19 protein-coding genes and 3 pseudogenes are annotated in these 26,976 nt (G+C 75.5%); 15 read left to right on the top strand and 7 right to left on the bottom strand.

The features are described from left to right. Nucleotides 1-183 precede the first annotated feature (183 nt). The 5 genes from ABZ659_RS22945 (at nt 184) to ABZ659_RS22965 (ending at nt 6,030) form a co-directional block, all read left to right on the top strand. Nucleotides 184-840: a class I SAM-dependent methyltransferase gene (locus ABZ659_RS22945; protein WP_360223137.1), complete on the top strand. Its 657-nt coding sequence runs from the start codon at nt 184-186 to the stop codon at nt 838-840. An 80-nt stretch (nt 841-920) separates the two neighbouring features. After that, nucleotides 921-1,865: an oxygenase MpaB family protein gene (locus tag ABZ659_RS22950; protein ID WP_360223140.1), complete on the top strand. Its 945-nt coding sequence runs from the start codon at nt 921-923 to the stop codon at nt 1,863-1,865. Continuing rightward, on the top strand, nt 1,847-4,102 hold the full coding sequence (locus ABZ659_RS22955) for a serine/threonine-protein kinase (protein ID WP_360223143.1): 2,256 nt from the start codon (nt 1,847-1,849) through the stop codon (nt 4,100-4,102). The genes ABZ659_RS22950 and ABZ659_RS22955 overlap by 19 nt, the downstream gene beginning before the upstream one ends. A gap of 59 nt (nt 4,103-4,161) precedes the next feature. Then, on the top strand, nt 4,162-5,730 hold the full coding sequence (locus tag ABZ659_RS22960; protein WP_360223146.1) for an NAD(P)/FAD-dependent oxidoreductase: 1,569 nt from the start codon (nt 4,162-4,164) through the stop codon (nt 5,728-5,730). A gap of 108 nt (nt 5,731-5,838) precedes the next feature. Beyond that, nucleotides 5,839-6,030 (top strand): DUF2795 domain-containing protein, encoded by a 192-nt coding sequence (locus ABZ659_RS22965; RefSeq protein WP_360223149.1) that lies wholly within the window; start codon nt 5,839-5,841, stop codon nt 6,028-6,030. Nucleotides 6,031-6,086: 56 nt separating this feature from the next. Here ABZ659_RS22965 and ABZ659_RS22970 read toward each other — a convergent pair whose 3' ends face one another. After that, nucleotides 6,087-6,902: an SDR family oxidoreductase gene (locus ABZ659_RS22970; RefSeq protein WP_360223152.1), complete on the bottom strand. Its 816-nt coding sequence runs from the start codon at nt 6,900-6,902 to the stop codon at nt 6,087-6,089. A gap of 87 nt (nt 6,903-6,989) precedes the next feature. On the opposite strand from ABZ659_RS22970, the gene ABZ659_RS22975 reads away from it, so the two are divergent. Then, entirely contained in the window at nt 6,990-7,844 is an 855-nt protein-coding gene (locus ABZ659_RS22975; RefSeq protein ID WP_360223155.1) for a helix-turn-helix transcriptional regulator, read from the top strand. A gap of 7 nt (nt 7,845-7,851) precedes the next feature. Here ABZ659_RS22975 and ABZ659_RS22980 read toward each other — a convergent pair whose 3' ends face one another. Next, nucleotides 7,852-9,600 (bottom strand): serine hydrolase, encoded by a 1,749-nt coding sequence (locus tag ABZ659_RS22980; RefSeq protein ID WP_360223158.1) that lies wholly within the window; start codon nt 9,598-9,600, stop codon nt 7,852-7,854. A gap of 126 nt (nt 9,601-9,726) precedes the next feature. Here ABZ659_RS22980 and ABZ659_RS22985 point away from each other — a divergent pair. Next, nucleotides 9,727-9,978: pseudogene (locus ABZ659_RS22985) on the top strand (nitronate monooxygenase); the annotation flags it as partial. A gap of 140 nt (nt 9,979-10,118) precedes the next feature. On the opposite strand, the pseudogene ABZ659_RS22990 reads toward ABZ659_RS22985, so the two are convergent. After that, nucleotides 10,119-10,895, bottom strand: a pseudogene (locus tag ABZ659_RS22990) (penicillin acylase family protein); the annotation flags it as partial. Between the two features lie 51 nt (nt 10,896-10,946). Between ABZ659_RS22990 and ABZ659_RS22995 the strand changes: the two are divergent. From ABZ659_RS22995 to ABZ659_RS23005, 3 genes are read left to right on the top strand one after another with little or no spacing between them, the layout of a single operon-like run. After that, the gene (locus tag ABZ659_RS22995) at nt 10,947-12,449 is read left to right on the top strand and encodes an acyl-CoA synthetase (protein WP_360223161.1); all 1,503 of its coding nucleotides are present in this window, start codon (nt 10,947-10,949) and stop codon (nt 12,447-12,449) included. 31 nt (nt 12,450-12,480) lie between these two features. Further along, nucleotides 12,481-13,494, top strand: a complete 1,014-nt coding sequence (locus tag ABZ659_RS23000; protein ID WP_360223164.1) for a serine protease — start codon at nt 12,481-12,483, stop codon at nt 13,492-13,494. Continuing rightward, complete coding sequence (locus ABZ659_RS23005; RefSeq protein ID WP_360223167.1) at nt 13,491-15,752, top strand: TCP-1/cpn60 chaperonin family protein; 2,262 nt, start codon at nt 13,491-13,493, stop codon at nt 15,750-15,752. The genes ABZ659_RS23000 and ABZ659_RS23005 overlap by 4 nt, the downstream gene beginning before the upstream one ends. On the opposite strand, the gene ABZ659_RS23010 is transcribed toward ABZ659_RS23005, so the two are convergent. Further along, nucleotides 15,734-18,118: a hypothetical protein gene (locus tag ABZ659_RS23010; protein ID WP_360223170.1), complete on the bottom strand. Its 2,385-nt coding sequence runs from the start codon at nt 18,116-18,118 to the stop codon at nt 15,734-15,736. The genes ABZ659_RS23005 and ABZ659_RS23010 overlap by 19 nt on opposite strands. Nucleotides 18,119-18,245: 127 nt before the next feature. Here ABZ659_RS23010 and ABZ659_RS23015 point away from each other — a divergent pair, with 127 nt between their 5' ends. Continuing rightward, entirely contained in the window at nt 18,246-19,499 is a 1,254-nt protein-coding gene (locus ABZ659_RS23015; protein WP_360223173.1) for a hypothetical protein, read from the top strand. Between the two features lie 140 nt (nt 19,500-19,639). Here the strand turns inward: ABZ659_RS23015 and paaK are convergent, their stop codons facing one another. Further along, the gene (gene paaK / locus ABZ659_RS23020) at nt 19,640-20,935 is read right to left on the bottom strand and encodes a phenylacetate--CoA ligase PaaK (protein ID WP_360223176.1); all 1,296 of its coding nucleotides are present in this window, start codon (nt 20,933-20,935) and stop codon (nt 19,640-19,642) included. A gap of 212 nt (nt 20,936-21,147) precedes the next feature. Between paaK and ABZ659_RS23025 the strand changes: the two are divergent. The 4 genes and pseudogenes from ABZ659_RS23025 to ABZ659_RS23040 form a co-directional block, all read left to right on the top strand. After that, nucleotides 21,148-21,474 (top strand): annotated as a pseudogene (locus ABZ659_RS23025) (thiolase domain-containing protein); the annotation flags it as partial. 93 nt (nt 21,475-21,567) lie between these two features. Then, the gene (locus tag ABZ659_RS23030; RefSeq protein ID WP_360223179.1) at nt 21,568-21,810 is read left to right on the top strand and encodes a DUF397 domain-containing protein; all 243 of its coding nucleotides are present in this window, start codon (nt 21,568-21,570) and stop codon (nt 21,808-21,810) included. Nucleotides 21,811-21,918: 108 nt separating this feature from the next. Further along, the gene (locus tag ABZ659_RS23035) at nt 21,919-22,821 is read left to right on the top strand and encodes a universal stress protein (protein WP_360223182.1); all 903 of its coding nucleotides are present in this window, start codon (nt 21,919-21,921) and stop codon (nt 22,819-22,821) included. A gap of 38 nt (nt 22,822-22,859) precedes the next feature. After that, complete coding sequence (locus ABZ659_RS23040) at nt 22,860-23,357, top strand: hypothetical protein (protein WP_360223185.1); 498 nt, start codon at nt 22,860-22,862, stop codon at nt 23,355-23,357. A gap of 10 nt (nt 23,358-23,367) precedes the next feature. On the opposite strand, the gene ABZ659_RS23045 is transcribed toward ABZ659_RS23040, so the two are convergent. Continuing rightward, nucleotides 23,368-25,326: an N-acetylmuramoyl-L-alanine amidase gene (locus ABZ659_RS23045; protein ID WP_360223188.1), complete on the bottom strand. Its 1,959-nt coding sequence runs from the start codon at nt 25,324-25,326 to the stop codon at nt 23,368-23,370. 266 nt (nt 25,327-25,592) lie between these two features. Then, complete coding sequence (locus tag ABZ659_RS23050; RefSeq protein WP_360223191.1) at nt 25,593-26,771, bottom strand: aminoglycoside phosphotransferase family protein; 1,179 nt, start codon at nt 26,769-26,771, stop codon at nt 25,593-25,595. Nucleotides 26,772-26,976: the final 205 nt, after the last annotated feature.

Genomic DNA, 26,976 nt, shown 5'->3' on the forward strand with positions numbered 1-26,976 from the left:
CGGCTGTCACCCGGCGGCTGTCACCCGGCGGCTGTCACCCGGCGGCTGTCACCCGGCGGCTGTCACCCGGCGGCTGTCACCCGGCGGCTGTCACCCGGCGGCTGTCACCCCGCGGCCGTCGCCCGGCGGCCGTCGCCCGGCGCCCACCGCGTCCGGCAGCCATTCGTGGAGAGAAGGCAGACCATGCCCCGGCAGACGAGATCCTCTCCCCGGTCGCGCCCGGTCTTCGCGCGCTTCTACGGCGGAGTCGCGGGCCCCGCCCTGGAGAGGGCGGGCGTCACCGAACACCGCAAGCGTCTGCTGGCGGGCCTCTCCGGCGAGGTCATCGAGATCGGCGCGGGCAACGGGCTGAACTTCCCCCACTATCCGGGCACCGTGACCCGGCTCCTCGCCGTGGAACCCGAGCCCCACCTGCGGGCAGGGGCCGTGCGACGCGCCCGCGACACCGCCGTTCCCGTGGAGGTGGTGGACGGCCGGGCCGAGCGGCTGCCCGCCGGGGACGCCTCGTTCGACGCGGCAGTCGTCTGCCTGACCCTGTGCTCGGTCGCCGACCCGCACGCCGCTCTCGCCGAACTCCACCGCGTGCTGCGGCCGGGCGGGCGACTCCGCTTCCTCGAGCACGTACGCGCTGACTCGCCCGCCATGCGGCGCGTACAGCGAGTGCTGGACGCGACCGTCTGGCCCCCGCTCCTGGGCGGCTGCCACGTCGGCCGCGACACCCGGAGCGCGATCACCGCGGCCGGGTTCCGCCTCACCGACGTGGAGCAGTTCTCCTTCCCTGACACCCGCCTTCCCTCGCCCGCCGCCACCCACATCCTCGGCACCGCCCAGCGCGCGTGACCCCGGCTCCCGCCCGAGCGGAGCGGCCGCGTCACGGTCGGCCCCTGGTGCCCCCCGCCGATCCTGGTCACACTGCCGGCATGAAGGCCCACGATCTCGGAGCCGACCCCGGACTGTTCGGGCCCCGCTCCGTCACCTGGCAGGTCCACGGCGACCCGATGATGTGGGTCGCCGGGGTCCGTGCCCTCTACCTCCAGGCCCTGCACCCGCGTGCGGTGCGCGGGGTGATGCAGAACTCCGACTTCCGGCGGGACGCCTGGGGCAGGCTGATGCGGACCGCCCACTTCGTCGGCACCACCACCTACGGCACCAGCGACGCCGCCGAGCGGGCCGGGGCCCGGGTCCGCAAGATCCACCGCTTGCTCGGTGCCACCGACCCGGAGACCGGCGAGCGGTACGGCATCGACGAACCCGCGCTGCTGCTCTGGGTGCACTGCGCCGAGGTCGACTCCTACCTGCACGTCCTGCGCCGCTCCGGCTACCCGCTCCGGGACGACGCCGCCGACCGCTACCTCGCCGAGCACCGCGTCAGCGCCCGGCTGGTCGGCCTCGACCCCGGGACCGTGCCCGGGGACCGCGCCGCCATGGCCGCCTACTTCGAGGGCGTCCTGCCCGAACTCGCCGCCGGGAGCGAGGCCCGCGAGGTCGACGCCTTCCTGCGGCGCCCGCCCACCCACCCGCTGCTCGTCCCCGCCCGGGAGCTGCTGTGGCGCCGGGTGGCCCGTCTCGCGTACGACTCCCTCCCGCCGTACGCCCACGAGCTGTACGGACGTCCCGCGCCCGACCCGGACGCCGTCACCCGACGGCTCCGCCGCACCGGAGCCCTGCTGCGCGCGGTGCCCGACCGGCTGCGCTGGCAGCTCCCGCCGAAGCACATCCTGCGCGCGATGGCGCGGCTCGGACCCGGCGCCCGCCCCGCGGCGTACAAAGTCGGACCACGTGTCGCCATACTGGACGGGCCAGGGGAGGGCAGTGAGCACATCGACAACGGGGGCGACGGCGGGAGATGGCGGAGTCCAGGCTGATCCAGGGCAGGTACCAGCTGCTCGAGGTGATCGGACGCGGGGGGATGGGGGAGGTGTGGCGGGCGCGGGACGAGTCGCTCGGGCGGCAGGTCGCCGTGAAGTGCCTCAAACCCCGGGGCCCGCACCACGACCAGTCGTTCACCCGGGTGCTGCGCGAGCGGTTCCGCCGGGAGGCGCGGGTGGCCGCCGCGCTCCAGCACCGCGGCGTGACCGTGGTGCACGACTTCGGGGAGTCCGAGGGCGTGCTGTTCCTCGTCATGGAGCTCCTCCAGGGCCGTAACCTCAGCCAGGTCCTGGAGGACAACGAGCAGCGTCCGCTGCCCGTGGCCGACGTCGTCGCCATCGCCGAACAGGTGGCCGACGCCCTCGCCTACACCCACCAGCAGGGCATCGTGCACCGCGACCTGAAACCGGCGAACATCGTCCGGCTCACCGACGGCACCGCGAAGATCTGCGACTTCGGCATCGCCCGGCTCGGCGCCGACATCGGCTTCACCTCCCGGCTCACCGGCACCGGCGTCGCCATGGGCACCCCGCACTACATGTCCCCGGAGCAGATCGGCGGGGACGAGGTCGACCAGCGCAGCGACCTGTACTCCCTGGGGTGCGTGCTGTACGAACTCGCCACCGGGGTGCCGCCGTTCGACCTCGACGACGCCTGGGGCATCCTGATCGGCCACCGCGACACCCCGCCCCGGCCGCCGCGCGAGCACCGTCCGGAACTCCCCGCCTACCTGGAGCAGCTCATCCTCGACCTGCTCGCCAAGGCACCCGAGGAGCGCCCGCGCGACGCCCGTGAGCTGCTCGCCCGCATCAGCACGGCCCGCGCCGCGCGCGCGGCGGCGTCCGGCACGCCGCGGGCCCCGGCGCCCGGTGAGCCCGAGGTGTCCCCCCAGCCGCCCGCGGTGTCCCGCGAGCCCCGGCTGCCGTCCTGGACGCGTGGGATGACCACCGGGCACAAGGCCGCGGGGACCGGTCCGCCCGCGACCCCGCCGTACGGCGCCCACGGGCTCTCCGCCGCGTGGACCGTCGTACCGCCCCCCGGCCCCGACCCCGCCCCCAGCCCCGAAGAGCCGTCGCCCGCCCCGCCGCGGGCGACGCTCGACGCGCTGGCCGGGCGGCACGACGCGGGGCTGAGCCTGGGCCGCCTCGGCCGGTGGACGGAGGCGGGGGAGGTGCACCGCGCGGTGGCCGCCGAGCGGGAGCGGCTGCTCGGCGCCGACCACCCCGACACGCTCGCCAGCCGCTACGAGATCGCCTTCACCCTCAGCCACACCGGCCACCCCGACGACGCCCTGCGCGAGTACACCCACGTCGCCCGGGTCCGTGAGCGCGTCCTCGGCGCCGACCACCCGGACACCCTCGCCGCCCGCCAGGAGACGGCGTACGCGCTCGGCCAGCTGGGCCGGTCCCGTGAGGCGCACCAGGAGTACACGGACGTGCTCGCCGCCCGGGAGCGCACCATGGGCGCCGACCACCCCGACACCCTGCGCTGCCGCCACAACCTCGCCTTCAACCTCGGCAGGCTGGGCCGCCCGGAGGACTCGTACCGGACGGCCGCGGAGGTGGCCGCCGCCCGCGCCCGGGTGCTCGGCCCGGACCACCCCGACACCCTCGTCACCCGCTACGAGGTCGCCTACGCGCTCGGCCAGCTGGGCCGCTGGGCGGAGGCCCTGCGCTGCTACCAGGAGGTCGCCGACGGCCGCGCCCGCGTCCTCGGCCCCGACCACCCCGACACCTTCGCCGCCCGCCACGAGACCGGCATCTGCCTGGGCCGGCTCGGCCGGGGCGCGGAGGCGCTGCGGGTGTACCGGGACCTGGTCGGCGACCGTTCCCGGGCGGACGGCGCCACCCACCCGGAGACCCTGCGCGCCCGGCACGGACTCGGCGTCAACCTCGGTCGGCTCGGCCGCTGGGAGGAGGCCCTCGCCGAGTCCCGCGACCTGTGCGCGATCCGGGAGCGGGTGCTCGGCGCCGACCACCCCGACACGCTGGTCAGCCGTCGGGAGGTCGCCGTCGCGCTCGGCTGGCTCGGCCGCTGGCCCGACGCGCTCGCCGAGTACCGCACCGTGGCCGCCGCCCGCGAACGCGTCCTCGGCGCCGACCATCCCGACACCCTCGCCAGCCGCAACGACGAGGCGCACTGCCTGGAGCAGCTCGGCCGGGGCGCGGAGGCGGGGGAGGTGTACCGCAGGGTGGCGGTGCTGCGGCAGCGGCAGGCGGCGGGCGGCCACTGAGGCGAGCGGGGCGCGGCCGTCGTCTGGCCGGTGTGGATCATCCCGTGCTACCAAGGACCATGACCGCACCCCAGCCCTCCGGCGCCTACGACGCCGTCATCGTCGGCGGCGGCCACAACGGTCTGGTCGCCGCCGCCTACCTGGCCCGCGCCGGACGGTCGGTGCTGCTCCTGGAGCGGCTCGGCCACACCGGCGGCGCCGCCGTCTCCAGCCGCCCCTTCGCGGGGGTCGACGCCCGGCTGTCGCGCTACTCCTACCTGGTCAGCCTGTTGCCGCGGAAGATCGTCCGGGATCTCGGGCTGCGCTTCACCCTGCGCACCCGCGCGATCTCCTCGTACACCCCCGTCGAGCGCGCCGGGCGGGCCACCGGACTGCTCGTCGGCGGGGGTGAGGCGCGCACCCGGGAGGCGTTCGAACGGCTGACCGGCTCGGACCGCGAGTACACCGCCTGGCAGCGGCTGTACGGCATGACGGGGCGGGTCGCCGAGCGGGTCTTCCCGACCCTCACCGAGCCGCTGCCCACCCGGGACGAGCTGCGCCGCCGCGTCGACGACGAGGAGGCCTGGCGGACGCTGTTCGAGGAGCCCGTCGGCGTCGCGATCGAGGAGCGCTTCGCCGACGACGTGGTGCGGGGCGTGGTCCTCACGGACGCGCTCATCGGCACCTTCGCCGACGCGCACGACCCGTCCCTGAGGCAGAACCGCTGCTTCCTCTACCACGTGATCGGCGGCGGCACCGGAGCCTGGGACGTCCCCGTCGGCGGCATGGGCGCCCTCACCGGCGCGCTCGCGGACGCCGCGCGGGCGGCGGGCGCCGTGCTCGCCACCGGGCACGAGGCGGTCCGGATCGACAGCGGCGGGCGCACCGCCGAGGTCACCTACCGCACCGCGGACGGGGAGGGCGTGGCCACCGCCCGGCACGTCCTGGTCGGCGCCTCGCCCCGGGAGCTGGCCGCGCTCACCGGCGACACCCCGCCCGAGCCCGCCGAGGGGGCGCAGCTGAAGGTGAACATGCTGCTCAAGCGGCTGCCGAGGCTGCGGGACCGCTCCGTCGACCCGCGGGAGGCGTTCGCGGGCACCTTCCACATCGCCGAGGGGTACGAGCAGCTCGCCGCCGCGCACGCCGAGGCCGAGGCCGGCGGGCTGCCCGCCGCGCCGCCCTCGGAGATCTACTGCCACTCGCTCACCGACCCCTCGATCCTCGGCCCAGGGCTGGCCGAGCGCGGCTACCACACGCTCACCCTGTTCGGGCTGCACACCCCCGCCCGGCTCTTCGCCGACCGCCACGACTCCGTCCGCGACGAGCTGCTGGCGCGCACCCTGGCCCAGCTCGACGCGCACCTCACCACACCGCTCGCCGACTGCCTGGCGACCGACGCCGAGGGCAGGCCCTGCATCGAGGCGAAGACGCCGGTGGACCTGGAGCGCGACCTGGGGCTGCCCGGCGGCAACATCTTCCACCGCGAGCTGAGCTGGCCGTACGCCCAGGAGGGCACCGGGCGCTGGGGGGTGGAGACCCGGCACCCCGGCGTCCTGCTGTGCGGGGCGGGCGCGGTGCGCGGCGGCGGGGTGAGCGGGGTGCCCGGGCACAACGCGGCGATGGCGGTGCTGGAGGACGGCGGGCGCTGACCGCCGCCCGGCATGGTGACGAGCCTGCTGGGTACCGGGACAAGGCCCGGAAATCCGTACAAAGCGGTCACAGTGTGCCGTGACCGTGGCTCCCCACGGGAGGTTCCCATGGCCGACCTCAGCCCCATCGATCTCCAGAAGGCGCTCAGCGGCATGGAGTACCCGGCGGACAAGAAGGCGCTCGTCGACTGCGCCCGCCGCAACCACGCCGACGACAAGGTGGTCAGCGAACTCGACCACCTGAGGCGGAACAGCTTCGACGGGCCCAACGAGGTGCAGAAGGCCGTCTTCAGCGAGTGAACCCGGGATGCGGAACGGGCCGGACCACCTCGGGCGGCCCGGCCCGCGCCCGTGTCTCACGCGGTCATACCGCCGTCGACCGCCAGTACGGCGCCGGTGACGAAGGAGGCCCGGTCGCTCAGCAGCCAGGCGGCGGCCTCGGCGACCTCCTCGGGCCGGGCCGGGCGGCGCAGCGGGGCCAGCGCGGAGAACTGGTCGATGACGCCCGGGGTGCGCTGGTCCCACTCGTACATCATCTCGGTCAGCGTGGCGCCGGGCGCGATCGCGTTGACCCGGATGCCCTCCGGACCGTAGGACGCGGCGGCCGAGGCGGTGAGGCTGTTGACGCCCCGCTTCGCCGCGCCGTACGCGGGCAGCACCGGGTTGGCCCGCAGACTGCCGACGCTGGAGGTGTTGACGATCGCCCCGCGTCCCGAGGTCCGGCGGATCGCGTCGACCTCGGCCTTCATGGCCAGCCAGGGGCCGCGCAGGTTGACGGCGTACACCTCGTCGAACTCGGCGTCGGGCATCCCGTCCAGCGGGCCGGGCTCCTGGCCCGTCGCGCCGTTGTTGAAGGCGACGTCGAGACGGCCGTACACCTCGACGGCCCGCTCCACGGCCGCGCGGACGCTCGCCGCGTCGGCGAGGTCGCACACGGTGTGGTCGGCGGTGCCGCCCGCCGCGCGGATCTCCTCGGTGACCGCCTTGAGCTGCGCCTCCGTGCGCGCCGCGAGCAGTACCCGGGCGCCCTCCCGGGCGAACAGCCGGGCCGCGGCGGCGCCGATGCCGCGCCCCGCGCCGGTGACGAAGGCGACCTTCCCGGCGAGCAGCCCTGCGCCGCTCCCGGTGTCCGAACGGGTGGATGGGGATGTGGTGTCCGTGGTGTCGGTCATGCCGTCGAGCCTGCGCCCCGCCCCCGTCCGCAGCCAGGCACCGCCGGTACCTGGCTGGGCCGCCCGACGGGCGCGCACACTGGGGGCGTGGACCGACGAGAACTGGCCGACTTCCTGCGCAGCCGCCGTGAGCGCCTCACCCCGGCCGACGTGGGCCTGCCCGCGGGGCGGCGGCGCCGCACCCCCGGCCTGCGCCGGGAGGAGGTGGCGCAGCTGGCGTTCATCTCCCCCGAGTACTACACCCGCCTCGAACAGGCCCGCGCCCCCCGCCCGTCCCGTGAGGTGCTCTCGGGCCTGACCCGGGCGCTGCGCCTGACCGACGCCGAACGCGACCACCTGCACCATCTCGCCGGGGCCCCGCCCGGACCGCCGCCCGGTCCGTCCCGCGAGGTGCGGCAGAGCATCGTCGACCTGCTGCACCGGCTGCCGGGGGCCGCGGCGATCGTCCTCTCCGCGACCCACGAGGTGCTCGCCTGGAACGACCTGGCCGCCGCCCTGATGGAGGACTTCTCCGCGCTGCCCCGCCGCGACCGCAACCTGGTCCGGCGCGTCTTCCTCAGCCCGCGCGACGCGCACGGGCAGCCGCTGTACGGGGTGTCCGACACGGCGGAGTTCGCGCGGTCGGCGGCGCTGGACCTGCGCGCCGCCGCCGCCCGCTACCCCGGCGACCCCGAGGTGACCGGACTGGTCGACGAACTCCTCGCGGGCAGCGCCGAGTTCGCCGCGCTGTGGGCCGCCCACGACGTGGTGGCCACCTCCACCCTCCGCAAGACCTTCCGGCACCCGCTGGTCGGCCCGGTCACCGTCAACTGCGACGTCCTGGACCTCGCCGACCGCGACCAGCGCGTGGTGATCTACACCGCCGTCCCCGGCACTCCCGCCGAGGAGGCGCTGCGGCTGCTGTCGGTCGTCGGCACCCAGCGCCTGGACGTCCCCGGGTGACGCGACGTCAGTTGCCGGACGGCGTCCAGCCCACCGCCGCCAGCCGGGCCGCGTCCCGGGGGCGCGCCTCGTCGAAGAGGACGGTGTCGTCCGTCCCCACCCGCAGCCCGTCGACGTAGGCGCCCCGGCCGACGTACAGCCGGTCGGTGGTGTACCGCCAGCGCAGGGTGAGCGCGCGGGCGGCGGGCAGGTCGGCGGTGAGCCGGTGCCAGACCCGCCCCGACCAGCCGGTCACCGACCCCGAGGGGTGCTCCTCGCCCGCCGCCGTGAACGGGACCGGCAGCCAGGTGTCCCCGTCGTCGGCGGACGCCTCCAGCGTCAGCGGGTCGGCGCCGGGCTCGGTGTCCCACCACAGCGCGCAGCGCAGCCGGGCGCCCCCGGCGGAGGTGTCGAGCGCGGGGAGCGTGAGCGTCGCGGTGGCGCCGCTCGCCATGCCGGAGAACCAGGCGGTACGGCCGTACGCCGGACGCACCGGCACGGCCCGCGCCAGGTGGTTGGCGGCGGCCACCCGGGGCGCCGAACCCGACCGCCAGGTCCGCACCGGGTGCACCGAGTTGCCGAGCACGACGAGGAAGGAGTCGGTGCTCGGGTCGAGGACGATGGAGGTGCCCGTGAACCCGGTGTGCCCGGCGGTGCGCGGGGTGGCCATCGCGCCCATGTACCAGTGCTGGTACAGCTCGAAGCCGAGGCCGTGCTCGTCGCCCGGGAAGTCGGTGTTGAAGTCGGTGAACATCAGCTCCACCGACTCCTCCCGCAGGACGCGCGCCGTACCGTACGCGCCGCCGTTGAGCAGGGTCCGCCCGAGCACGGCCAGGTCCCAGGCGGTGGAGAACACCCCGGCGTGACCCGCGACGCCGCCCAGGCTGAAGGCGTTCTCGTCGTGCACCTCGCCCCACACCAGACCGCGGTCGAGGCCGGACCAGGGCTGCCGGGCGTCCTCGGTCGCGGCGGTCTTCGGCTTCCAGGCGGCGGGCGGGTTGTAGCGGGTGCGGCGCATCCCCAGCGGGCCGGTGACCTCGTCCCGCAGCAGGGCGTCCAGCGGGCGGCCGGTGATCCGCTCCAGGACCAGCTGGAGCGTGATCAGGTTCAGGTCGGAGTAGCGGTAGCGGGTGCCGGGCGGGTTCAGCGGCGCCTCGTTCCAGACGCGGGCCAGCTTCTCCTCGTACGTCGGCGCGGTGTACAGCGGGAGCCAGGCGCGCAGCCCCGAGGTGTGCGTCAGCAGCTGGCGGACGGTGATGTCCTGCTTGCCCGCCGCCGCGAACTCCGGCAGGTACGAGCCGACCGCGCCCTCCAGCTCCAGCGCGCCCCGCTCGATCTGCTGCACGGCGAGGATCGAGGTGAACAGCTTGGAGACCGACGCCAGGTCGAAGACGGTGTCCTTCGCCATCGGGATCCGCTCGGCGGCGGGGAACTCCACGCCGGTGTCGGTCTCCTCGTCGTACGCCGCGTAGCGCACCGCCGTCCCGATCGGCTGGTGCAGGGCGACGGTGGAGCCGCGCCCGGCGAGCAGCACGGCGCCCGCGTACCACGGGTGGACGGGGGAGGGGCCGAGGAACGACTCGGCGTCCGTGACGAGCTGACGCAGGTGGGCGGGGAGGAGCCCCGCCCGCTCCGGGCTGCCGGGGCGCAGGGTGCCGCCGCCGGAGGAGGCGGACGCCGGTCCCGCGGGGAGCGGGGCCAGGGCGAAGGCCCCGCCCAGGGCCAGCGTGCCCCGGCCCAGCTGCCGTCGGGTCAGGCCGTGTCTGGTGTCGGTCATCGAACGTCGTCCTCCCGCTGCGCCTGAAAGTATCTTTCCGGGATCACCTTGCGCGGTGAAACTTTCGTGTCAGCCCGTGGACCGTGTCAACCGGGCGACCGCGACCGTAATCTGACGGCTCATCAGCACGCTCTCGACGTCGTCATGCCCGCGAAGAAGGTGAAGGGCGGCACCGAGGCCGACGTGGAGGCGGTGATCCCCGCCGAGCACCGGCGGCTCGTGGCCGACACCCTCGCCAAGCCCGGCGTCCCCGAACTCGCCGAGGGCGAGGCGTCCGGCGGGCGCGTCACCGGCTGGCGGGAACAGGCCGCCCGCTCCCAGCTCGACGTCGCCTTCGACGACCCGATCCGGCTGCTCGCCCACGCCCTCGGCTCACCAGCTCGTCCACGGCCCGTGCGCCGCCCCGGCGTCGCTTCGTCGCCGAGGTGCCCCGCGACCCCAACGGCACGCTGTACAAGAGGCGGCCGCGGGACCCGCACGGGGAGGGCCGCGCCCGCCCCCCCCCGTGACCGTCCCGCCTAGCGCTCGCGTACCCGGACCACCTCCAGCGCGGGCGACGCCATGATGTCCTTCTCGCAGAACCGGGAGGCCACCCACCGCTCCGTGGAGAACAGCCGTGTCTGGTCCCGGTAGTGGGGCGAGCCCGGGTCGGAGGACTGCGCGTACGTCAGCAGGGTGCGGGCCACGACCGGGCAGCCGCCGCCCTTCCAGCCGACGGCCTGGAGGTAGCTCGACCCGGTCGTCACCTCGGCGTAGCCGCCGTGCGCCGGGTCCCACACCGGCTCCACCTTGTTCCACACGCCCAGCGACTCGGTGCCGCCGGGCACCGGGAGGCGCTCGCCGCCGCGCACCACGAACTGGTGCTCCCCGAGCCGGGAGTCCAGCGCGATGCCCGCCGCCCGCAGCTCGGCCACCGCGTCCGCGAGCGCCGTGCCGAACCCGGCGACCGACGTGTCCACCGTGTTCGGGGTGCCCACCGGGTCGGCCGCCGAGAACGGCACCTTCCACAGCAGGCTGCCCGGCACCGACGCCGTCAGCTTCCGCCAGAACCGGTCGAACAGCAGCGCGCCCCGGCTGTCCGTGTCCATGGTCCGGTCCCAGTCGGCGAGGACCGGACAGGCCGCCGACACGTCAACGACCGTGCCGTCACTGCCCGTCGCCGTCCCGCCGGGCAGCGCGGCACAGGCCCGCGCCACGTCCGCCGCGGCCAGGTCGCCCGCGGGCACCCGGTTGGCGAACTGCTGCCCCTGGAGGTCCCGCACGGTCAGCCGACCGCGGTCCGCCAGCGCCGCCACGTGGCGCGCCGGTATTGACCTGCCCGGCCCGCGAACCGAGGATCATCTCCCATGACGCCCCGACACGGCAGCACGGTCGACGGGGTGCTGCGGCGCAGCGCCCGCCGCACCCCGGCACGCGTCGCGGTGGAGTACCGCGACCGCGTCTGGACCTACCAGGAACTCGACGAGGCGGTCTCCCGCGCGGCGGCCCTGCTGCTGGCCGAGGACCTCACCCCCGGCGACCGCGTCGCCGCCTACGGCCACAACTCCGACGCCTACCTGATCGCCTTCCTGGCGTGCGCCCGCGCGGGACTGGTACACGTCCCCGTCAACCAGAACCTCACCGGCGACGACCTCGCCTACCTCGTCGGCCAGTCGGGCAGCGCGCTCGTCCTCACCGACCCGGACCTGGCCGGACGGCTCCCGGACGGCGCACGGGCGCTGCCCCTGCGGGACACCGACGACTCGCTCCTGGCCCGGCTCCCGCAGTCACCGCCGTACGACGGTCCCGAACCGCGCACCGAGGACCTGGTCCAACTGCTCTACACCTCCGGTACGACGGCCCTCCCGAAGGGGGCGATGATGACGCACCGCGCGCTGGTGCACGAGTACCTGAGCGCGATCACCGCCCTCGACCTCAGCGCGGGCGACCGCCCGGTGCACGCGCTGCCGCTGTACCACTCCGCCCAGATGCACGTGTTCCTGCTGCCGTACCTGGCGATCGGCGCCACCAACGTCATCCTCGACGCCCCGGACGGAGACCGGCTCTTCGACCTGGTCGAACAGGGCCGCGCGGACAGCTTCTTCGCCCCGCCGACGGTCTGGATCGGCCTGGCCAACCGCCCGGACCTCACCACCCGGGACCTGACCGGCCTGCGCAAGGCGTACTACGGCGCGTCGATCATGCCGGTGCCGGTCCTGGAGCGGCTGCGGGCCCGACTGCCGCGGCTCGCCTTCTACAACTGCTTCGGGCAGAGCGAGATCGGCCCGCTGGCCACGGTCCTCGGCCCCGACGAGCACGAGGGCCGCATGGACTCCTGCGGGCGGCCCGTCCTCTTCGTCGACGCGCGGGTGGTGGACGACAAGGGCGAGGACGTCCCCGACGGCACCCCCGGCGAAGTCGTCTACCGTTCCCCGCAGTTGTGCGAGGGCTACTGGGACAAGCCCGAGGAGACCGCCGAGGCGTTCCGGGACGGCTGGTTCCACTCCGGCGACCTCGCCGTCCGCGACGCCGACGGCTACCTCACCGTCGTCGACCGGGTGAAGGACGTCATCAACTCCGGCGGCGTGCTGGTCGCCTCCCGCCAGGTCGAGGACGCCCTCTACACCCACGAGGCCGTCGCCGAGGCCGCCGTCGTCGGACTGCCCGACCCCAAGTGGATCGAGGTCGTGACCGCGTTCGTCGTCCCGCGCGGCGAGGTGACGGAGGCGGAGCTGATCGCCCACGCCCGCGAGCGGCTGACCCCGTTCAAGGCGCCGAAACGGGTGGAGTTCGTCACCGAACTGCCGCGCAACGCCAGCGGGAAGATCCTCAAACGGGAACTGCGGGACGGGTCCTCCCGTTCCCGGTAGCGTGCGGGTCCGACTCTCCGAGGAGCTGGGCATGGACTACACGCAGATCTTCGCCGACCCCGAGGTCCGGGAGGAGTTCCTCGACCGCTTCGAGGAGATCAGGGACGCGGTCGAGGCCGGGGGCGGCCTGGAGAGCGTGGGAGCCCTGGAGGGCGTCCTCGACGTCGACCGGGCCGCCGACGCCGTCAAGCGCATGAACGAGGGCGGCTGGGAGGGTGACGACGACGGTCTGGAGGCGATCGTCAAGCAGTTCGGCCGCCCGGTCTACCTGGTCCAGGACAACACCGTCGGCGGACGCCCGGACGCCGTCGACGGCACCCCGGAGAGCGAGGTCGTCGCCGCCCGGGTGCAGGCGGCGCGGGGCACGCTGAGCCGGGTCATCCCCAGCGTCGGCCGGGTCGACCTGTACGACCACGCCCGCACGTGGGCGGGCACCGGCTGGCTGGTGGCCGAGGGGCTGGTCGTCACCAACCGGCACGTCGCCGTGAAGTTCGCCGAACGGCGCCGTGACGGCTTCGGGTTCCGCACGATCTCCGAGCGCGAGGTGCGTGCCGAGATCGACTGGTACCACGAGTACCGGCGCCCGCGACGGTCCCGCTTCAAGGTGACGGAGGTGGTGTGGATCGAACCGGACCGCTCCATCCGCGATGTGGCCCTGCTGCGGATCGCCCCGGTCGGCGAGGACGGCGAGCCCCGGCCGAAGCCCGTTCCGCTGGCGACGGCCGACCGTGACCTCACCGTCGGCCGGTGGGTCGCGGTGATCGGCTACCCCGGCTACGACGGACGCGACCCCCAGGACCGGGAGCGCGTCTTCGACGGCGTCTACGAGCACAAGCGGGTGGCCCCCGGCTGTCTGACCGGCGTCGAGCGCGGCAGATGGGTCCACCACGACGCGACGACCCTCCTGGGCAACTCCGGGTCCGCGGTCGTCGACCTGGCCACCGGGCGGGCACTCGCCCTGCACTTCCAGGGCTGGCCCGGAGAACGCAACTTCGCCGTGCGCGCCTCGGACGTGGCCCGGCTGGTCCGTCAGCACGCCTCGTGACGTCCGCGGCACCCGCGCCCGACGGGGGGTTCGAGGCCGTCACCCGCCCGACCGCGGGGATGCAGTCCGTCCAGGACTCCCAGGCGGTCCTCGCCGCCGCCGCACGCCGTGTCGCCCGACTCGAGCGCGACGGCACACCGGCGGCCACCGGGTTCCTCGTCGGCCCGGCCCTGCTGCTCACGGCCGGGCACGCCGTACGGCTGGACCTCGGGGCGTCGGGCGCCGCGCCGGTCGCCGGGCTGGTCGCCGTCTTCGACCACCGGGACGGCACGGGCCTGCCCCCGGCGGAGGGCGGCGTCCGCGTCCCGCTCGTCGAACTGCTCGCCTCCAGCCCGCCCGCCACCGACGACCCCGAGGCGCCCGGCGTGCCCAGGGCGCCGGACGGTCTGGACTTCGCCCTCGTCCGCCTCGCACGGCATCCGCACCACGCCGACGGGCCGGCGGACCACTACCGACTGCTCCGCGAGGAGTACGCCTTCGGCAGCGGTGTGCTGCACGTCTTCCACCACTCCCAGAGATGGGCCCTGGACGACGCGCGGACCACGTACGACCGCCGCACCGCCGACGGCCGCCGGGTCAGGTACGGGGGCACGAACACCGTCGAGGGCTCGTCGGGCGGTCCCGTGGTCACCCAGGGCGGCGCCCTGGTGGCCCTGCACCACGGGCACCGCGGCACGGTGAACGAAGGCGTCCCCACCCGGCTCATCGCCGAGCGCGTCCTGGCCGGCCCGCACGCCGGACTCCTCCGCCGCACCTTCGCCCCGCCGCCAGCCCGCCCCGCCAGCCCGGGGGTGACGGCGATCGGCCGGGCGATGGGCGCCCTGCTCGGGCCCTGGCGCGCGGACACGACGGTGTACGGCCCGGCGGGTGAGCCGGTGCGGGTGGCGACCGCGCGTGCCGTGGCCGAGCACTTCCGGCACTCCGAGCCGCCCGTCGACCTGGTCGCCGAGGCCGCCCGGGCGATGGACGTCCGGGTGGGGGACGGGGCGGTCACCGCGGCGGTGCTGACCGCGGCCCTGATCAGGGAGGCGGACGCGCGGTGCGCGGCGGGCACCGCTCCCGGAGAGGTCGCCCGGGGCGCCGCCGCGGCGCTCCAGCGGGCCCGCGCCGCACTGGTCCGGCTCGCCCGGCCCTGCGCGCACCCGGGTGCCGTCGCCCGCGCCGCGACCGCCGACCGGCGACTGGCCGACGCGGTCGCGGAGGCCGCGCTGCTGGCCGGGCCGGACGGCGTCCTGCTCTGCGAGCCCGGCGCCACCCGGGAGATCGAGGCGCCCGTCCCGCGCCAGGGCCTGCGGCTGCCCGCCGGACACGCCGCGCCGTTCACCGCCGACGCCCCCGGCACCGACCCCTGGACGCGCCGGACACGGCTCGTACGGCCGTACGTCCTGCTGCTCGACGAGGCGACGGGCGACGGTGAGACGTTCCGCAGGCTGCGCGGCCGGATCGGTGCCGAGGGCCGACCGCTGCTGGTCCTCGCCGCCGCGGACCCCGCCGACCCCCGGGCCGCCCTGCTGCGGGGACTGGCCGACCCGGCGGACGGCCCCGTCCCGACGGTCGTCCGGCTGCCCGGCCCCTACGGCCACCGGCTGGGCTCGCTCGCCGTGCTGACCGGGGCCACGGCGCTCACCGAGGGCTCCGGGCTGCTGCCGGGCACCGCCTGGTTCGACGTGCTGGGGCGGGCCGACCTCGCGGTGGTCTCCGGGTCGGACACCGTGCTGGTGGGCGGCGGCCACGATCCGGCGGCCGTGCGCCGGTGGACCGCGTCGGCCCGCGCGAGGCACGCCCTGGCCACGAGCGACGCCGAGCGGGCGGCACTCGACGAACAGCTCGCCTGGCTGACCTCCCGGTCGGTCACCCTGCCGGTCGGCGCGGACACGGCGGCCGACCTCGCCCGTCGTACGGCGAGGGCGGAGCGCGTCGCCCGGTCCGCGCAGGCCGCGCTGCGCTCGGGCACCCTCCCCGGCGGCGGACTGGCGCTGCTGCGCGCCCGCGCCGCGCTGCCCCCGCCGCCGACCGACCCCGGCACGGACGCCGTACGCGCCGCGCTCGGCGAGCCCCACCGGTTGCTGACCGGCACCGATGAGCCCGCCGTGGAACCGCCGTCCGGGGCCCGGGACGAGGACGCCGCCGACGCGTCCCACGACGCCGCCGACGCGTCCCACGACGCCGCCGACGTGCCCCAGGACGCCGCCGAAGTCGTCCTCGGCGCCCTGGACGCGGCGTCGGCCGCCCTGGCCGCCTACCTCCGCACCGTCTGACCGGGCGTCCGGCTCAGGTGGTCCTGCACGTCCTTGTGCCGGAACTGGTAGACGCCGCCCGTCTGCCGCAGCGCCGACACCTGGTGGGCGTGCTCCAGGAACCCCATGAGGTCGCGCGGCAGGTCGCCGCGGAGCCACAGCCAGCAGCGCGCGACCACGTACCGGGGCCAGGTGCGCACGGCTAGCGGCACCCAGAGGGCCACGACGACCAGGAGGGCGGCGCCCTCGACGACCCGGCCCGCTCCCTCCGCGTCGGCCGCCATGATCCGTGCCATGCCCAGGCCCAGCAGCGCGGCGATCGCCGCCGCCCACCCGGCGACCAGCCTGCGGTCCCCGCGCAGCAGGACGTGCGGGGACGTGGAGTCGTCGGCGGGCGCGGGCGCCTGGAGCCACTTCAGGAACCCCGACAGGGCGCCCAGCACCGCGCACACCAGGGCGAACGCGAGGGACGAGGCCACCACGTAGGTGCCCCGGTTCAGCTGCTCCCAGTTGCTGGCGGCCGGGGAGGAGGCGGCCCGGAGCACCGCCCAGAACAGCAGGCCGAGGACGGCCCCGGCTCCCGCGCCGGTCCCGGCCGAGCCCCGCACCCGCCGCCAGAAACCGGTGCCCCGCCGGAACCAGCGCGGTCCGCGCACCGGCCCGCCCGCGCCGAGCATCCCGGCGGGGACCCCGAAGAGCAGGCCGAAGACCAGCCCGCCCAGCAGCCCGGCGGCGGGCCCGCCCTGGAGGGCGGCCAGCACGCTGAGCACCCCGCCCATCGGACCGGCGACCGCGAGCGCCGTCGACAGCCGCTCGAAGCGCGCCTCGCCCCGCCGCCCCTGCTCGGGCTCCTCCGACGAGGTCAGGCGGTGCCGTGCCCGGTCCAGCCAGGACCCGACCAGCTCCGGCCCCAGCCAGGACACCAGCGTCCCGGTGGCCAGCCCCGCCAGGCCCAGCTGGACGGCGGCCAGCACGCCGTCGTGGGCGCCGACGGCGGAGGCCGTGGTGACCCCTGCGGCCACCGCCGCGAGCAGCCCGAGGAGGACGCCGTAGACGGCGTGGTGGACCGCGTCGGTCAGCTCCCACCAGGCCAGTTCGGTCCGGTCGGTGCGTTCCAGGTGGCGGGCGAGGAAGGCGAGGTGGCGGCGGGCGTCCGGCCAGCTGTCCGGGGTGAGCCGGTGGTCGAACAGGACCCGGACCGCGTTGTCCAGGACCGCCGCCCTGACCTGGGCGGGGTCGGACCGCAGCAGCTGCCCGAAGGAGGCGTCCGCGTCGGGGTGGCCGTACAGGTCGGTGAAGAGGGCCGCCGTCAGCGGCGAGGTCAGCGCCTCGCCGAGCGCGGCCAGCAGCTCGGGACTGGCCTGCCGGGCCGGGCCGGACGGCTCCGCCGCGGCCTCCACCTGGGCCGCCCAGCGCTTCGTCAGCGCCGTGTCGCCCCACCGCCCGGACGCCGCCCCGAGCAGCGACCAGCTCGGCGCCGTGACGGGCTCGCCCCGCAGGCGCGCCGTACGCACCTCGTCCTCCAGCACGCCCCAGCCGTGCTCCAGCCGGCCCAGCAGGTCCGCCCAGTCCGCGTGCGCCGGGCCACCCCGGCCGAGGCTGTCCCGCAGATAGGCCAGCACATGCGGGAAGGCCAGTTCGCGCGCCTCGGTGACCGATGCCCGGTACATCACCGGACCGGCGGCGAGGGCCCGCTCGTACTCCTCGGTGCGGCAGGCCAGGATCACCGGCAGCCCGGACGAGAACGCCCGCTGGACCCGGGTCAGCACCCGTGCCAGACGCCGCCGCGGGATCTCGTCGAGGCCGTCGAGGCAGGGCAGCACGTGGCCGCCGCGCAGCAGGTCCCCGGCGACCTCCGCGGACCCGACGCCGGGGTACTCGGCGGCCAGCCGCTGGGCCAGCCAGTCCAGCAGGTCGCGGCGCGGGTCGTAGGAACCCAGCGTGAACAGCACGGGCACGGGGCCGGGGCCCGCCTCGTCATGCGGCGCCCGGCACAGCTCCAGCAGCATCAGCAGCAGCAGCGTCGACTTGCCGGAACCGGCGGGGCCGATCACCACCAGCCGCCGTGGCACCAGCGCCGTGAACGACTCGACCAGCCCGGCCACGTCCGCCGTGCTGCCGGTGAGCCCCCGGGTGGTGCCGTCCGACAGCTCGGGCGGGGCCGGCGCCCACTGCGTGTGCAGCAGCCGGGGCCGCCGCGTGTCGGGGGTCAGGCCGCGCTTCTCCGCCTCCGCGGCCCAGTCGCGCAGCACGGCGCCCCGCAGCCGCTCCAGCACCTCCGCGCGCCGCCGCGGGCCGAGCGGCGCGATCGCCGCGCGACGGCGCCGCCGCGCCAGCAGCCAGGCGCCCCCGGCGCCGAGGAACAGCAGGACGAACAGCAGGGCCATGTCCGCCAGTGCCTTTCGACGTGGGTCCGTCCCGCTGTCGGTACCGGGCGGACGTGTCCCGCACACTACTGACACCGGCGGGGCTTGTCCGCCCGTGGTGAGCCAATGAGGAAGGCGGGTACGGCAGTTGACTGACGGGCTGGAGGACGCGGCGGGGGTACGGCAGGCGGTCTCCGTGGTGGTGCCGCTGGCGGTGGCGGGTGAACCGGGCTGGGCGCGCGGGCCGTTGCCGTGGGGGCGCGAGGACCTGCCCTGGGACGCGGCACGCCGCGGCGGCTACTTCGCGCCCGCGGTGGCGCGGGTCCTGTACGGCGGCCGGTGGCACCTGACGCTGGCCGTCACCGAGGGCCCGCTGACCCTGGTCGGCCTGGAGGTGCTGCGGGTGGCGACGCCCCGGGACCCCCGGCAGGCGCTCGGCGTGCTGCACTTCGACGTCGAGGGGCCGCACCTGCTGGAGACGCTGCGGGCGATCGGGCACCGGCCCGGCGCGCTCCCCGACCCACTGACCGGCGCGCTGGACCCGGCCGCCCTGTTCGCCGGGGTGGCCGACGCGGCGCCGCCGGCCACGCCGTTCGCGCTGGCCCGGCCGTACACCGTGGCGTTCCTCACGCCCGACGCCACCCACACCGCCGCCCTCCGCCGCGACGCCGGCGACCTGCCCGGCACCGCGGACCGCTGGCTGCGCGCGCTGGCCCTGCGGGCGGCACAGGCCGACATACCGCCGCCGCCGGAGCGGATGGCGCGGGTCGCGGAGGAGGCGGTGCGGATGTCCGCCGACTGGAGCGCCCTCGTCGGCCGCCACGGCGCGGCCTTCCTGGGGCACCGCCCGGACCGCGGCGAGGGCGACTTCTACGAGGCGGCGCTGGAGCGGGCCCGCACCGTGCACCTGGACGCCCTGCTGTTCGGCATGGTGCAGCGCGACCACCTCGCCGCCCTCACCGAGGGGCTGTCCACCCTCTTCGTCGACTCCACCGGCCTGGCGCGGCGGGTGGCCGCGCTGGAGCAGCACATCGCGGTGTTCCGCAGCACCTACTGGCGGCGCCACCAGACCGTGCACGGTCCCGCCGACGGTCTGCTACGCGCCTTCCAGACGCAGAACCGGCTGCCTGAGCTGTTCGCGGACGTCCTCGCGGAGGCCGCCGACTACAGCCGGATCGTGCAGGCCCGGGAGAACCAGCAGATCGCGGGCGCCCTCGGTGTGCTGACCGTGCTGGGCCTGCCGCTGGGCACCGCCCTGTCCGTGCTCCAGGTGCTCGGCGACGACGACCCCTGGCACCTGCTGCTCGCCCTCGGGCTCGCCTGCGCGGCCACCGCCGCCGCCCTCACCACCCCGTACGGACGGCTGGTCCTCGCCTCGCTGCGGTCCGGGCCGCGCGGCTGAGCCGGTCAGCACCGGCGAGGGTCCCGCGGCTGAGCCGGTCAGCACCGGCGGGGGGTCCCGCGGCTGAGCCGGTCAGCACCGGCGGGGGGTCCCGCGGCTGAGCCGGTCAGCACCGGCGGGGGGTCCCGCGGCTGGTCCGGTCAGCGCGGGCGCAGGTCCACGATCCGCCGGATCTTGCCCACCGACCGCTCCAGCGACTCCGGTTCGACGATCTCCACCGTGACGGAGACGCCGATGCCGTCCTTCACGGCCGTCTCGATGGCGCGCGCCGCCGCGGCCCGGGCCTCCGGCGGCGCGTCGGGCCGGGCCTCCGCCCGCACGGTGAGTTCGTCGAGGCGGCCCTCGCGGGTCAGCCGCAGCTGGAAGTGCGGCGCCACCCCCGGCGTGCGCAGCACGATCTCCTCGACCTGGGTGGGGAACAGGTTCACCCCGCGCACGATCACCAGGTCGTCGCTGCGGCCGGTGACCTTCTCCATCCGGCGGAACACCCGGGCCGTCCCGGGCAGCAGCCGGGTCAGGTCCCGGGTGCGGTACCGGACCACGGGCATCGCCTCCTTGGTGAGCGAGGTGAAGACGAGTTCGCCGCGCTCCCCGTCCGGCAGCACCTCACCCGTGACCGGGTCGACGACCTCGGGGTAGAAGTGGTCCTCGTGGACGTGCAGGCCGTCCTTGGTCTCCACGCACTCCTGCGCGACCCCCGGCCCCATCACCTCCGACAGCCCGTAGATGTCGACCGCGTCGATCGCGAACCGCTCCTCGATCTCCCGCCGCATCGCCTCCGTCCACGGCTCCGCGCCGAAGATCCCCACCCGCAGGGAGGTGCCGCGCGGGTCGACGCCCTGCCGTTCGAACTCGTCGAGCAGGGTCAGCATGTACGACGGCGTCACCATGATGACGTCCGGGCGCAGGTCCTGGATCAGCCGCACCTGACGGGACGTCATCCCGCCGGACGCCGGGACGACCGTACAGCCGAGCCGCTCCGCGCCGTAGTGCGCGCCGAGGCCGCCGGTGAACAGCCCGTAGCCGTACGCCACGTGCACGGTGTCCCCGGGCCGCCCGCCCGCCGCCCTGATCGACCGCGCCACCACGTCGGCCCACGTCGACAGGTCGCCGTCGGTGTACCCGACGACCGTGGGGCGCCCGGTCGTCCCGCTGGAGGCGTGGATGCGCCGGATCCGCTCCCGGGGCACGGCGAACATCCCGTACGGGTAGGTCTCCCGCAGGTCCGCCTTGGTCGTGAAGGGGAAGCGGGCGAGGTCGGCGAGGGAACGGCAGTCGTCCGGCGTGACCCCGGCCTCGTCGAACGCCTCGCGGTAGAACGGCACGTTCGTGTACGCGTGCCGCAGCGTGGCCCGCAGCCGCTCCAGTTGCAGCGCCCGCAGCCCCGGCCCGTCGAGCCGCTCTCCCGCGTCCAGCAGCCCGCTCGCGTCCGTCATGGACACACCACCCTCGCCCTCGTCGACCACACCACGGACCGAAGCGACCGATCATTCGGTCGCGCGCCACCGGATCAGTAATCCAGCCGTTCCCCGGCGCGGGCAAGGGTCGGGGCCGCACTTTCTGCCCACGTCGGAGGGGTGGGGAAATACGGTTGCGGCGGGCGCGGACCGGCGGTGAGCATCGCCGGATGCCTGCCTTCACCGCGTGAGACGCCGCCGAGATCTACGTACCCTTCCCCTGGTACGCGCCGACGTGGCTGGAGAACCTCGGCTTCGCCGCCGAGGGCGAGGGCTGGAAGCCCACCGAGTCCGGCACCACCGCCCCCGACGGGGACCTGCCCGTCGACATGTCTGGCCGGGTCCTCTCCGCCACCCCCGTCGGCGCCTCCGGCAGGGTCCGCTTCGCCGAGGCCGCCCTCCCGGTCCGCGGCCAGGCCGGGGAACGCCAGGTCGACGGGGCGCGCCGGGTCCTCGGCCACGCCTACGGCGGCGGCCCCCGGTTCTTCGCCGTGTGGCTCGTGGGAAGCCGTCCACCGGACTGGCGAAAGGCACCCCTCACGTGGCCTGTCCGCGGTGGGACCCGATCGCTAGGCTGGCCCGCGGACGACGCATTCGGGAGGAGCACGGACGTGGCCGAGAGCACCATCCAGCAGCAGCCGTTCACCGGCTGGGACAAGCCCGAGCTGGACCTGACCAACGCCCAGTGGCAGTCCAGCAGCCGTGGCCTGGGGGATGTCCAGATCGCCTTCGTCGAGGGGTTCATCGCCATGCGCAACAGCGGTCGCCCGGAGAGCCCGTCGCTGATCTTCACGCCCGCGGAGTGGGGCGCGTTCGTCTCGGGGGCCAGGGAAGGGGAGTTCGACCTCACCTGAGCGCGCCACGGCGTGATTTTCCGGACACGCGACGCTGGAGAGCGGGGAGCGGGCCCGGCCTGAGCGAGGCTGGCTTGAGGAAGGTCGCACTCCGGAGGTGAGGAACCCATGAGCGCTCTGCCGGTCATCGCGGCGGTCGACGGCTCGGACGACAGCCTGCGCGCCCTCGACTGGGCGCTGGGCGCCGCCCGTGGACGCGGGGCACCCCTGCGCGTGGCACACGTGCGGCAGTACGCCCAGTGGGCCCAGGTCGGCGAGGTCGCCGTGCTGCCCGACCCGGCCGACGACCCGGTCCTCGCCCAGGCCCGCGACCGGCTGACGGGCCGTACCGACCCGGCCGACGTGGAGTACGTCGGTCTGGAGGGCGCGCCCGGACCGCTGCTGTCGGCACTCGGCGCGGACGCCGGGCTGCTGGTCCTCGGCTCCCGGGGCCGCGGCGGCTTCGCCAGCCTGCTCCTCGGCTCCAGCAGCCTCACCGTCGCCCGGGACGCCGAGTGCCCGGTCGTCGTCGTCCCCCGGCCCGGCCGCGAGGTCCCCGACGCCCCGCCGGTGGCGCCCGGCCCCCGGGTGGTCGTCGGCCTCAACACCGACAGCCCCGACGACGCCCTGCTCGACTTCGCCTTCACCGAGGCCGCGCTGCGCGGCGCCCGGCTCCACGTGCTCGCCGCCTACCCGTGGCCGGTGCAGATCTGGGCGGGCGCCGCGGGCGAGCTGATCCCCACCGGCGTCGACCAGGACGCCGTCGAGAACGAGACCCGCGCCCTCACCGACGGCTTCCTCGCCCCGCACCGCGCCCGCCACCCCGAGGTGACCGTGGAGGCGGTCGTGGCCCCCGGCGACGCCGCCGGCCAGCTCGTCGCCGCCTCCCCGGGCGCCGAACTGACCGTCGTCGGCCGCCACCGCCGCCGCCTGCTGGCCCCGGCCCGCATGATGGGCAGCGTCACCCACGCCGTCCTGCTGCACGCCGCCGGCCCCGTCGCCGTGGTGCCGCCGGCCCCGCCCGAGGAGTGAGGTGACGCGGGACACGCCCGGCCACGTACCATGGCTCCATGTCGTTCCTCCGCCGCCGCAGCGCAACGCCCGCCGGGCCCGACTTCGACGTACTGGCCATGGACCCGGGCGACTGGCCCGGCAACCTCGGCGCCGGGCTGCTGCCCGCCCCCGACGGCACCTGCCAGGGCGTCTTCCTGCGCTACGACCTGTTCGGCGGACGCGGCCCCGCCATGATCATCGGCAACCTCCCCGAGGGCTCCCCGGCCCGTGACGTCGCCGACGACGAGATCCCCTTCGAGGTGGCCCAGCTGCTGATCGCGCTGGAGAACGACGAGGAGGTCACCGTCGTCGGCACCGAGGACGTGCCGGTGATGCAGGGCGACAACCTGCTGATCGTGCGCCGGGTGAAGCTCTCCGAGAGCCGGGTCTCCTGCGTCCAGTTCGACCGCAGCGACAACGTCCTGGTGACCATCGCCGCCTGGGACCGCCCCATCACCGACGACCTCTACGCCCTGCTGAAGCCGCTCCCGGCGGAGCTTTTCCAGCAGGGCTGAGGCCCCTGGGCTACGACCAGGAGGGCACCGCCGTCACGTCCGCGGCCCGCACGAACGCCACCCGGTGGCCGTACTGGATCTCGTAGTACAGGTCGGACCCGCGCACCACCCGGTGCCCGGCGGTGTCGAAGGTGACCGCGTAGTAGTACTCGCCGGGCACCTTCGCCCCGACCACGTACTTCTGGCCCGCGGGCAGCTGGTACGGCAGCGGCGACACCGCCTGCGCGGGCACGCCCTCCGGGTACGCGCCCGCCTCCGGGTAGGCGCGGCCGTAGACCGGGACGGTGTCGCGGCCCTCCTTCGGCGTCACGACCAGGCCCTTCGCGGAGACCGCCACCGGCTGCGCGGCCGGGTTGTGGAACCACGCCTTCTGCCCGAGGAACCAGATCGCCGTCCAGTCACCGTCGCGCCCCGCGACCGCGTACTGCTGGCCGGTGGACACGCGGGAGCCGATGTCGTTGACGCCGGTCGTCGAGCCGGAGCCGTCCGGGCGCAGCCCGATGTCCTTGATCAGCGGGTAGCCCGTGCCTGGCCCGGAGTACAGGCGTACGGCGCTCGACCCGTGCGCCGCGCACGGCTCGCCCCGGGTGACGCAGCCGGTGAACTCCGGCTGGTGGGCGTCGTACTCCGGCAGGATCGTCACCAGACCGCCGGACGGGCCCGCCGTCGGCGCGAACGGGCGGCCGAGCAGCTCGAAGTAGTGCGCCCAGTCCCAGTACGGGCCCGGGTCGGTGTGCATTCCCGGGACCGTGCCCGAGGTCGGTCCCGGCACCGTGTCGTGGCCCAGGATGTGCTGCCGGTCCAGCGGGATGCCGTACTTCTTCGACAGGTACCTCACCAGCCGCGCCGAGGACCGGTACATCGCCTCCGTGTACCAGGCGTCCGGGTTGGTGAGGAAGCCCTCGTGCTCCAGGCCGATCGACTTGGCGTTGACGTACCAGTTCCCCGCGTGCCAGGCGACGTCCTCCGCCTTCACGTGCTGGGCGATGTGGCCGTCCGTGGAGCGCAGCGAGTAGTTCCAGGAGACGTAGGTCGGGTCCTGCACCAGGTTCAGGACGCCCTCCCAGGCGCCCTCCGTGTCGTGGACGACGATGTACTGGATGCGCTGCGACGCCGGGCGGTCGCCCAGGTCGTGGTTGCCATAGTCGCCGTCGCCGAACTCCTCGTACGGCGCCGGGATCCACTCGCAGGACACCGACGCCGGGCACTCGGTGCCCTCGGCGGCGGCCGTCCGCAGGCCCGCCCGCCCTACCTGGGCGGTGTCCGGGGCGAGGCCGGGGCGGGCGGGCAGGGTGACCGGCTGGCCGGAGTCCGTGACGCGCCGCGCGCCGTCGCGGATCACGTCGTACACGTTGTTGGCGTACGCCGACGCGGTGGCCTGGTCGTCGGCGCCGGAGAACCGGGCCACCGCCCCGTACCAGTCCGCCGGGTCCGCGCTCAGCGGCTCGCCCAGCTCCCGCTGGGCCGCCGCCAGCAGCGCGGCGCCGCCCGCCACGTTGGCTGCCGGGTCGGTCCGCAGCTCCTCGGCGCTGAGCCCGGTCAGTTCGGCCGCCTCCGGCAGGGTGCGCAGCCGCGCGGGCAGCGCCACACCGTCCAGCGACGGCTCCGCGTCGGGCAGCAGCACCGGCCGGGCGTCGTCGCCGCGCGGGTCCTCGGTGCCCTCGGCGTGGTGCGCGGCACCGGCGAGCGCGGTACGGGCGTCGGTCAGGTGCATCGGGCCGTAGCCGCCGGTCACGCTCGGCGCCCCGGCGTGGGCGTCCCAGCGGGACTGGAGGTAGGAGACGCCGAGCAGCACGCTCTGCGGCACCTGGTACTCGGCCGCCGCGGCGGCGAACGCCGACTGGAGCCCGGCCGGTGCCGGGCGTGCCTCGTCGGGGGCGGGGACGGCGGCCAGCAGCGGCAGCAGCAGCGCCCCGCAGGCCAGGGCCTGGGCGGCTCTCGTCAGGGGCTGGGGAACGGATCCTCGCAACGCGGTCTCCTGGGGAACGGGTGGGGGCGATGAGCCGTGCGGGGCCGGGCGTGTCAGTGGTACCCGGTCTCCGACGATCCGTCAATCATGCCCGCTCACCCACGATTTCCCATGTCAGCGCGGGTCACCAGGAGTTTCGCGGCGGCGGCGCCACGGCCTGCGGGGCGTCACTGGAGTACACCAATGACCGCGGCGGCCCGCCGGTCGGAAACGACGAGGCCCGCGGTGCGTCCCTGTCCCAGGCGCACCGCGGGCCGTCATCCCCTTCAGCGAGTACCGACCGCCGCCCGTACCGCTCGTCGGGCCAGCTGGCAGTCGTCGTGCAGCCGCCTGAGCAACAGCCGCTGTTCCTCGCCGGACGGCGCAGCACCCGGGGGGGCCACTCCCGGTGCCGCCGGGGTCGTGTCGTGCATCGAACGCTGCACGGCCGTCTCGTAGGTCCGGATCTCTCGGGTCAGTACCAGCATCAGGTTTACCAGGAAAGCGTCGCGGGAGGCAGGCCCCGCGGACTGCGCGATCTGGCTGATGTGCCGCCGCGCCACCGGGGAGTCGCCCAGGACCGACCAGAGCGTGGCCAGGTCGTACCCCGGCAGGTACCAGCCCGCGTGCTCCCAGTCCACCAGCACCGGACCGGCCGGGGACAGCAGCACGTTGGAGAGCAGCGCGTCACCGTGGCAGAACTGGCCCATGCCGTGCCGCCCCGCCGTCTGGGCGATGCCGTGCAGCAGCTTCTGCAGGTCGCCCAGGTCACGGTCGGTGAGCAGGCCCAGTTCGTGGTAGCGGGCGATCCGGGCCGCGTACTCCAGCGGGGCGTCGAAGGTGCCCGGCGGGGGCCGCCAGGCGTTCACCCGGCAGATCGCGCCCAGCGCCGCCCGCACGTCGGCGCGCGGCGGCGACTCGACCGGATGCCGCTGGAGCGCCGCCACCCGGCCGGGCATCCGCTCGATCACCAGGGTGCAGTTGTCCGGGTCCGCCGCGATCAGCCGGGGCACCCGCACGGGCGGGCGGTGCCGGACGAACGAGCGGTACGCAGCTATTTCGTGCCGGAGCCGTTCGGCCCAGGCGGGCGACTGGTCGAGTAAGCACTTGGCGACGGCCGTGCTCCGCCCGGTGGTGCCCACCAGCAGCACCGACCGGCCGCTGCGGCGCAGCACCTGCACCGGGGAGAACTCCGGGCAGATCCGGTGCACCGACGCGATCGCCGTACGCAGCTGGGCGCCCTGCGGGCCGGACAGGTCGAGTCTCCCGCTGAGCGGCTGCGCGCCCGGCGCCGTGCCGCGCCGCGCCCGGCCCGTGCCCAGCCCGGGGACCGCCGGTCGCGCCGGGGCGAGATAGGGGCCGCCGCCCGTCAGGGGGACCTCCCCCGTCCGCGGTGCGGCGGGAGCCGGGGGACGCGGGCGCAGCGACCGGGGCGGGGCGGACACGGAGGACGATGCTGCGTACATGGGCGATACAGATCCCTTCGTGTGCCTGCTGTGCCTGCCGTAAGTCAGTGCGTCACCCGCCCCCGGCCGCCGTGGCGCACCCTGGGGAATGCCCCTCGGCGACCGGGTCGGGGTGGCGCTTTCCTACCTGACACCGGATGCCCCGTGGCACACCATCTGGCGCACCCTGGCGAACCCTGGCGAATAGTCGCCGGGCAACTGTCGC

Origin of the sequence: Streptomyces sp. NPDC006997 (assembly GCF_040635175.1) — a bacterium.
In the GTDB taxonomy this organism is placed as follows: Bacteria; Actinomycetota; Actinomycetes; order Streptomycetales; family Streptomycetaceae; genus Streptomyces.

Bases quoted from the DNA above. Each gene is read 5' to 3' on its own strand.
- ABZ659_RS22945 (WP_360223137.1), top strand. From the start codon at position 184: ATGCCCCGGCAGACGAGATCCTCTCCCCGGTCGCGCCCGGTCTTCGCG.
- ABZ659_RS22950 (WP_360223140.1), top strand. From the start codon at position 921: ATGAAGGCCCACGATCTCGGAGCCGACCCCGGACTGTTCGGGCCCCGC.
- ABZ659_RS22955 (WP_360223143.1), top strand. From the start codon at position 1,847: ATGGCGGAGTCCAGGCTGATCCAGGGCAGGTACCAGCTGCTCGAGGTG.
- ABZ659_RS22960 (WP_360223146.1), top strand. From the start codon at position 4,162: ATGACCGCACCCCAGCCCTCCGGCGCCTACGACGCCGTCATCGTCGGC.
- ABZ659_RS22965 (WP_360223149.1), top strand. From the start codon at position 5,839: ATGGCCGACCTCAGCCCCATCGATCTCCAGAAGGCGCTCAGCGGCATG.
- ABZ659_RS22970 (WP_360223152.1), bottom strand. From the start codon at position 6,902: ATGACCGACACCACGGACACCACATCCCCATCCACCCGTTCGGACACC.
- ABZ659_RS22980 (WP_360223158.1), bottom strand. From the start codon at position 9,600: ATGACCGACACCAGACACGGCCTGACCCGACGGCAGCTGGGCCGGGGC.
- ABZ659_RS22995 (WP_360223161.1), top strand. From the start codon at position 10,947: ATGACGCCCCGACACGGCAGCACGGTCGACGGGGTGCTGCGGCGCAGC.
- ABZ659_RS23000 (WP_360223164.1), top strand. From the start codon at position 12,481: ATGGACTACACGCAGATCTTCGCCGACCCCGAGGTCCGGGAGGAGTTC.
- ABZ659_RS23010 (WP_360223170.1), bottom strand. From the start codon at position 18,118: ATGGCCCTGCTGTTCGTCCTGCTGTTCCTCGGCGCCGGGGGCGCCTGG.
- paaK (WP_360223176.1), bottom strand. From the start codon at position 20,935: ATGACGGACGCGAGCGGGCTGCTGGACGCGGGAGAGCGGCTCGACGGG.
- ABZ659_RS23035 (WP_360223182.1), top strand. From the start codon at position 21,919: ATGAGCGCTCTGCCGGTCATCGCGGCGGTCGACGGCTCGGACGACAGC.
- ABZ659_RS23040 (WP_360223185.1), top strand. From the start codon at position 22,860: ATGTCGTTCCTCCGCCGCCGCAGCGCAACGCCCGCCGGGCCCGACTTC.
- ABZ659_RS23050 (WP_360223191.1), bottom strand. From the start codon at position 26,771: ATGTACGCAGCATCGTCCTCCGTGTCCGCCCCGCCCCGGTCGCTGCGC.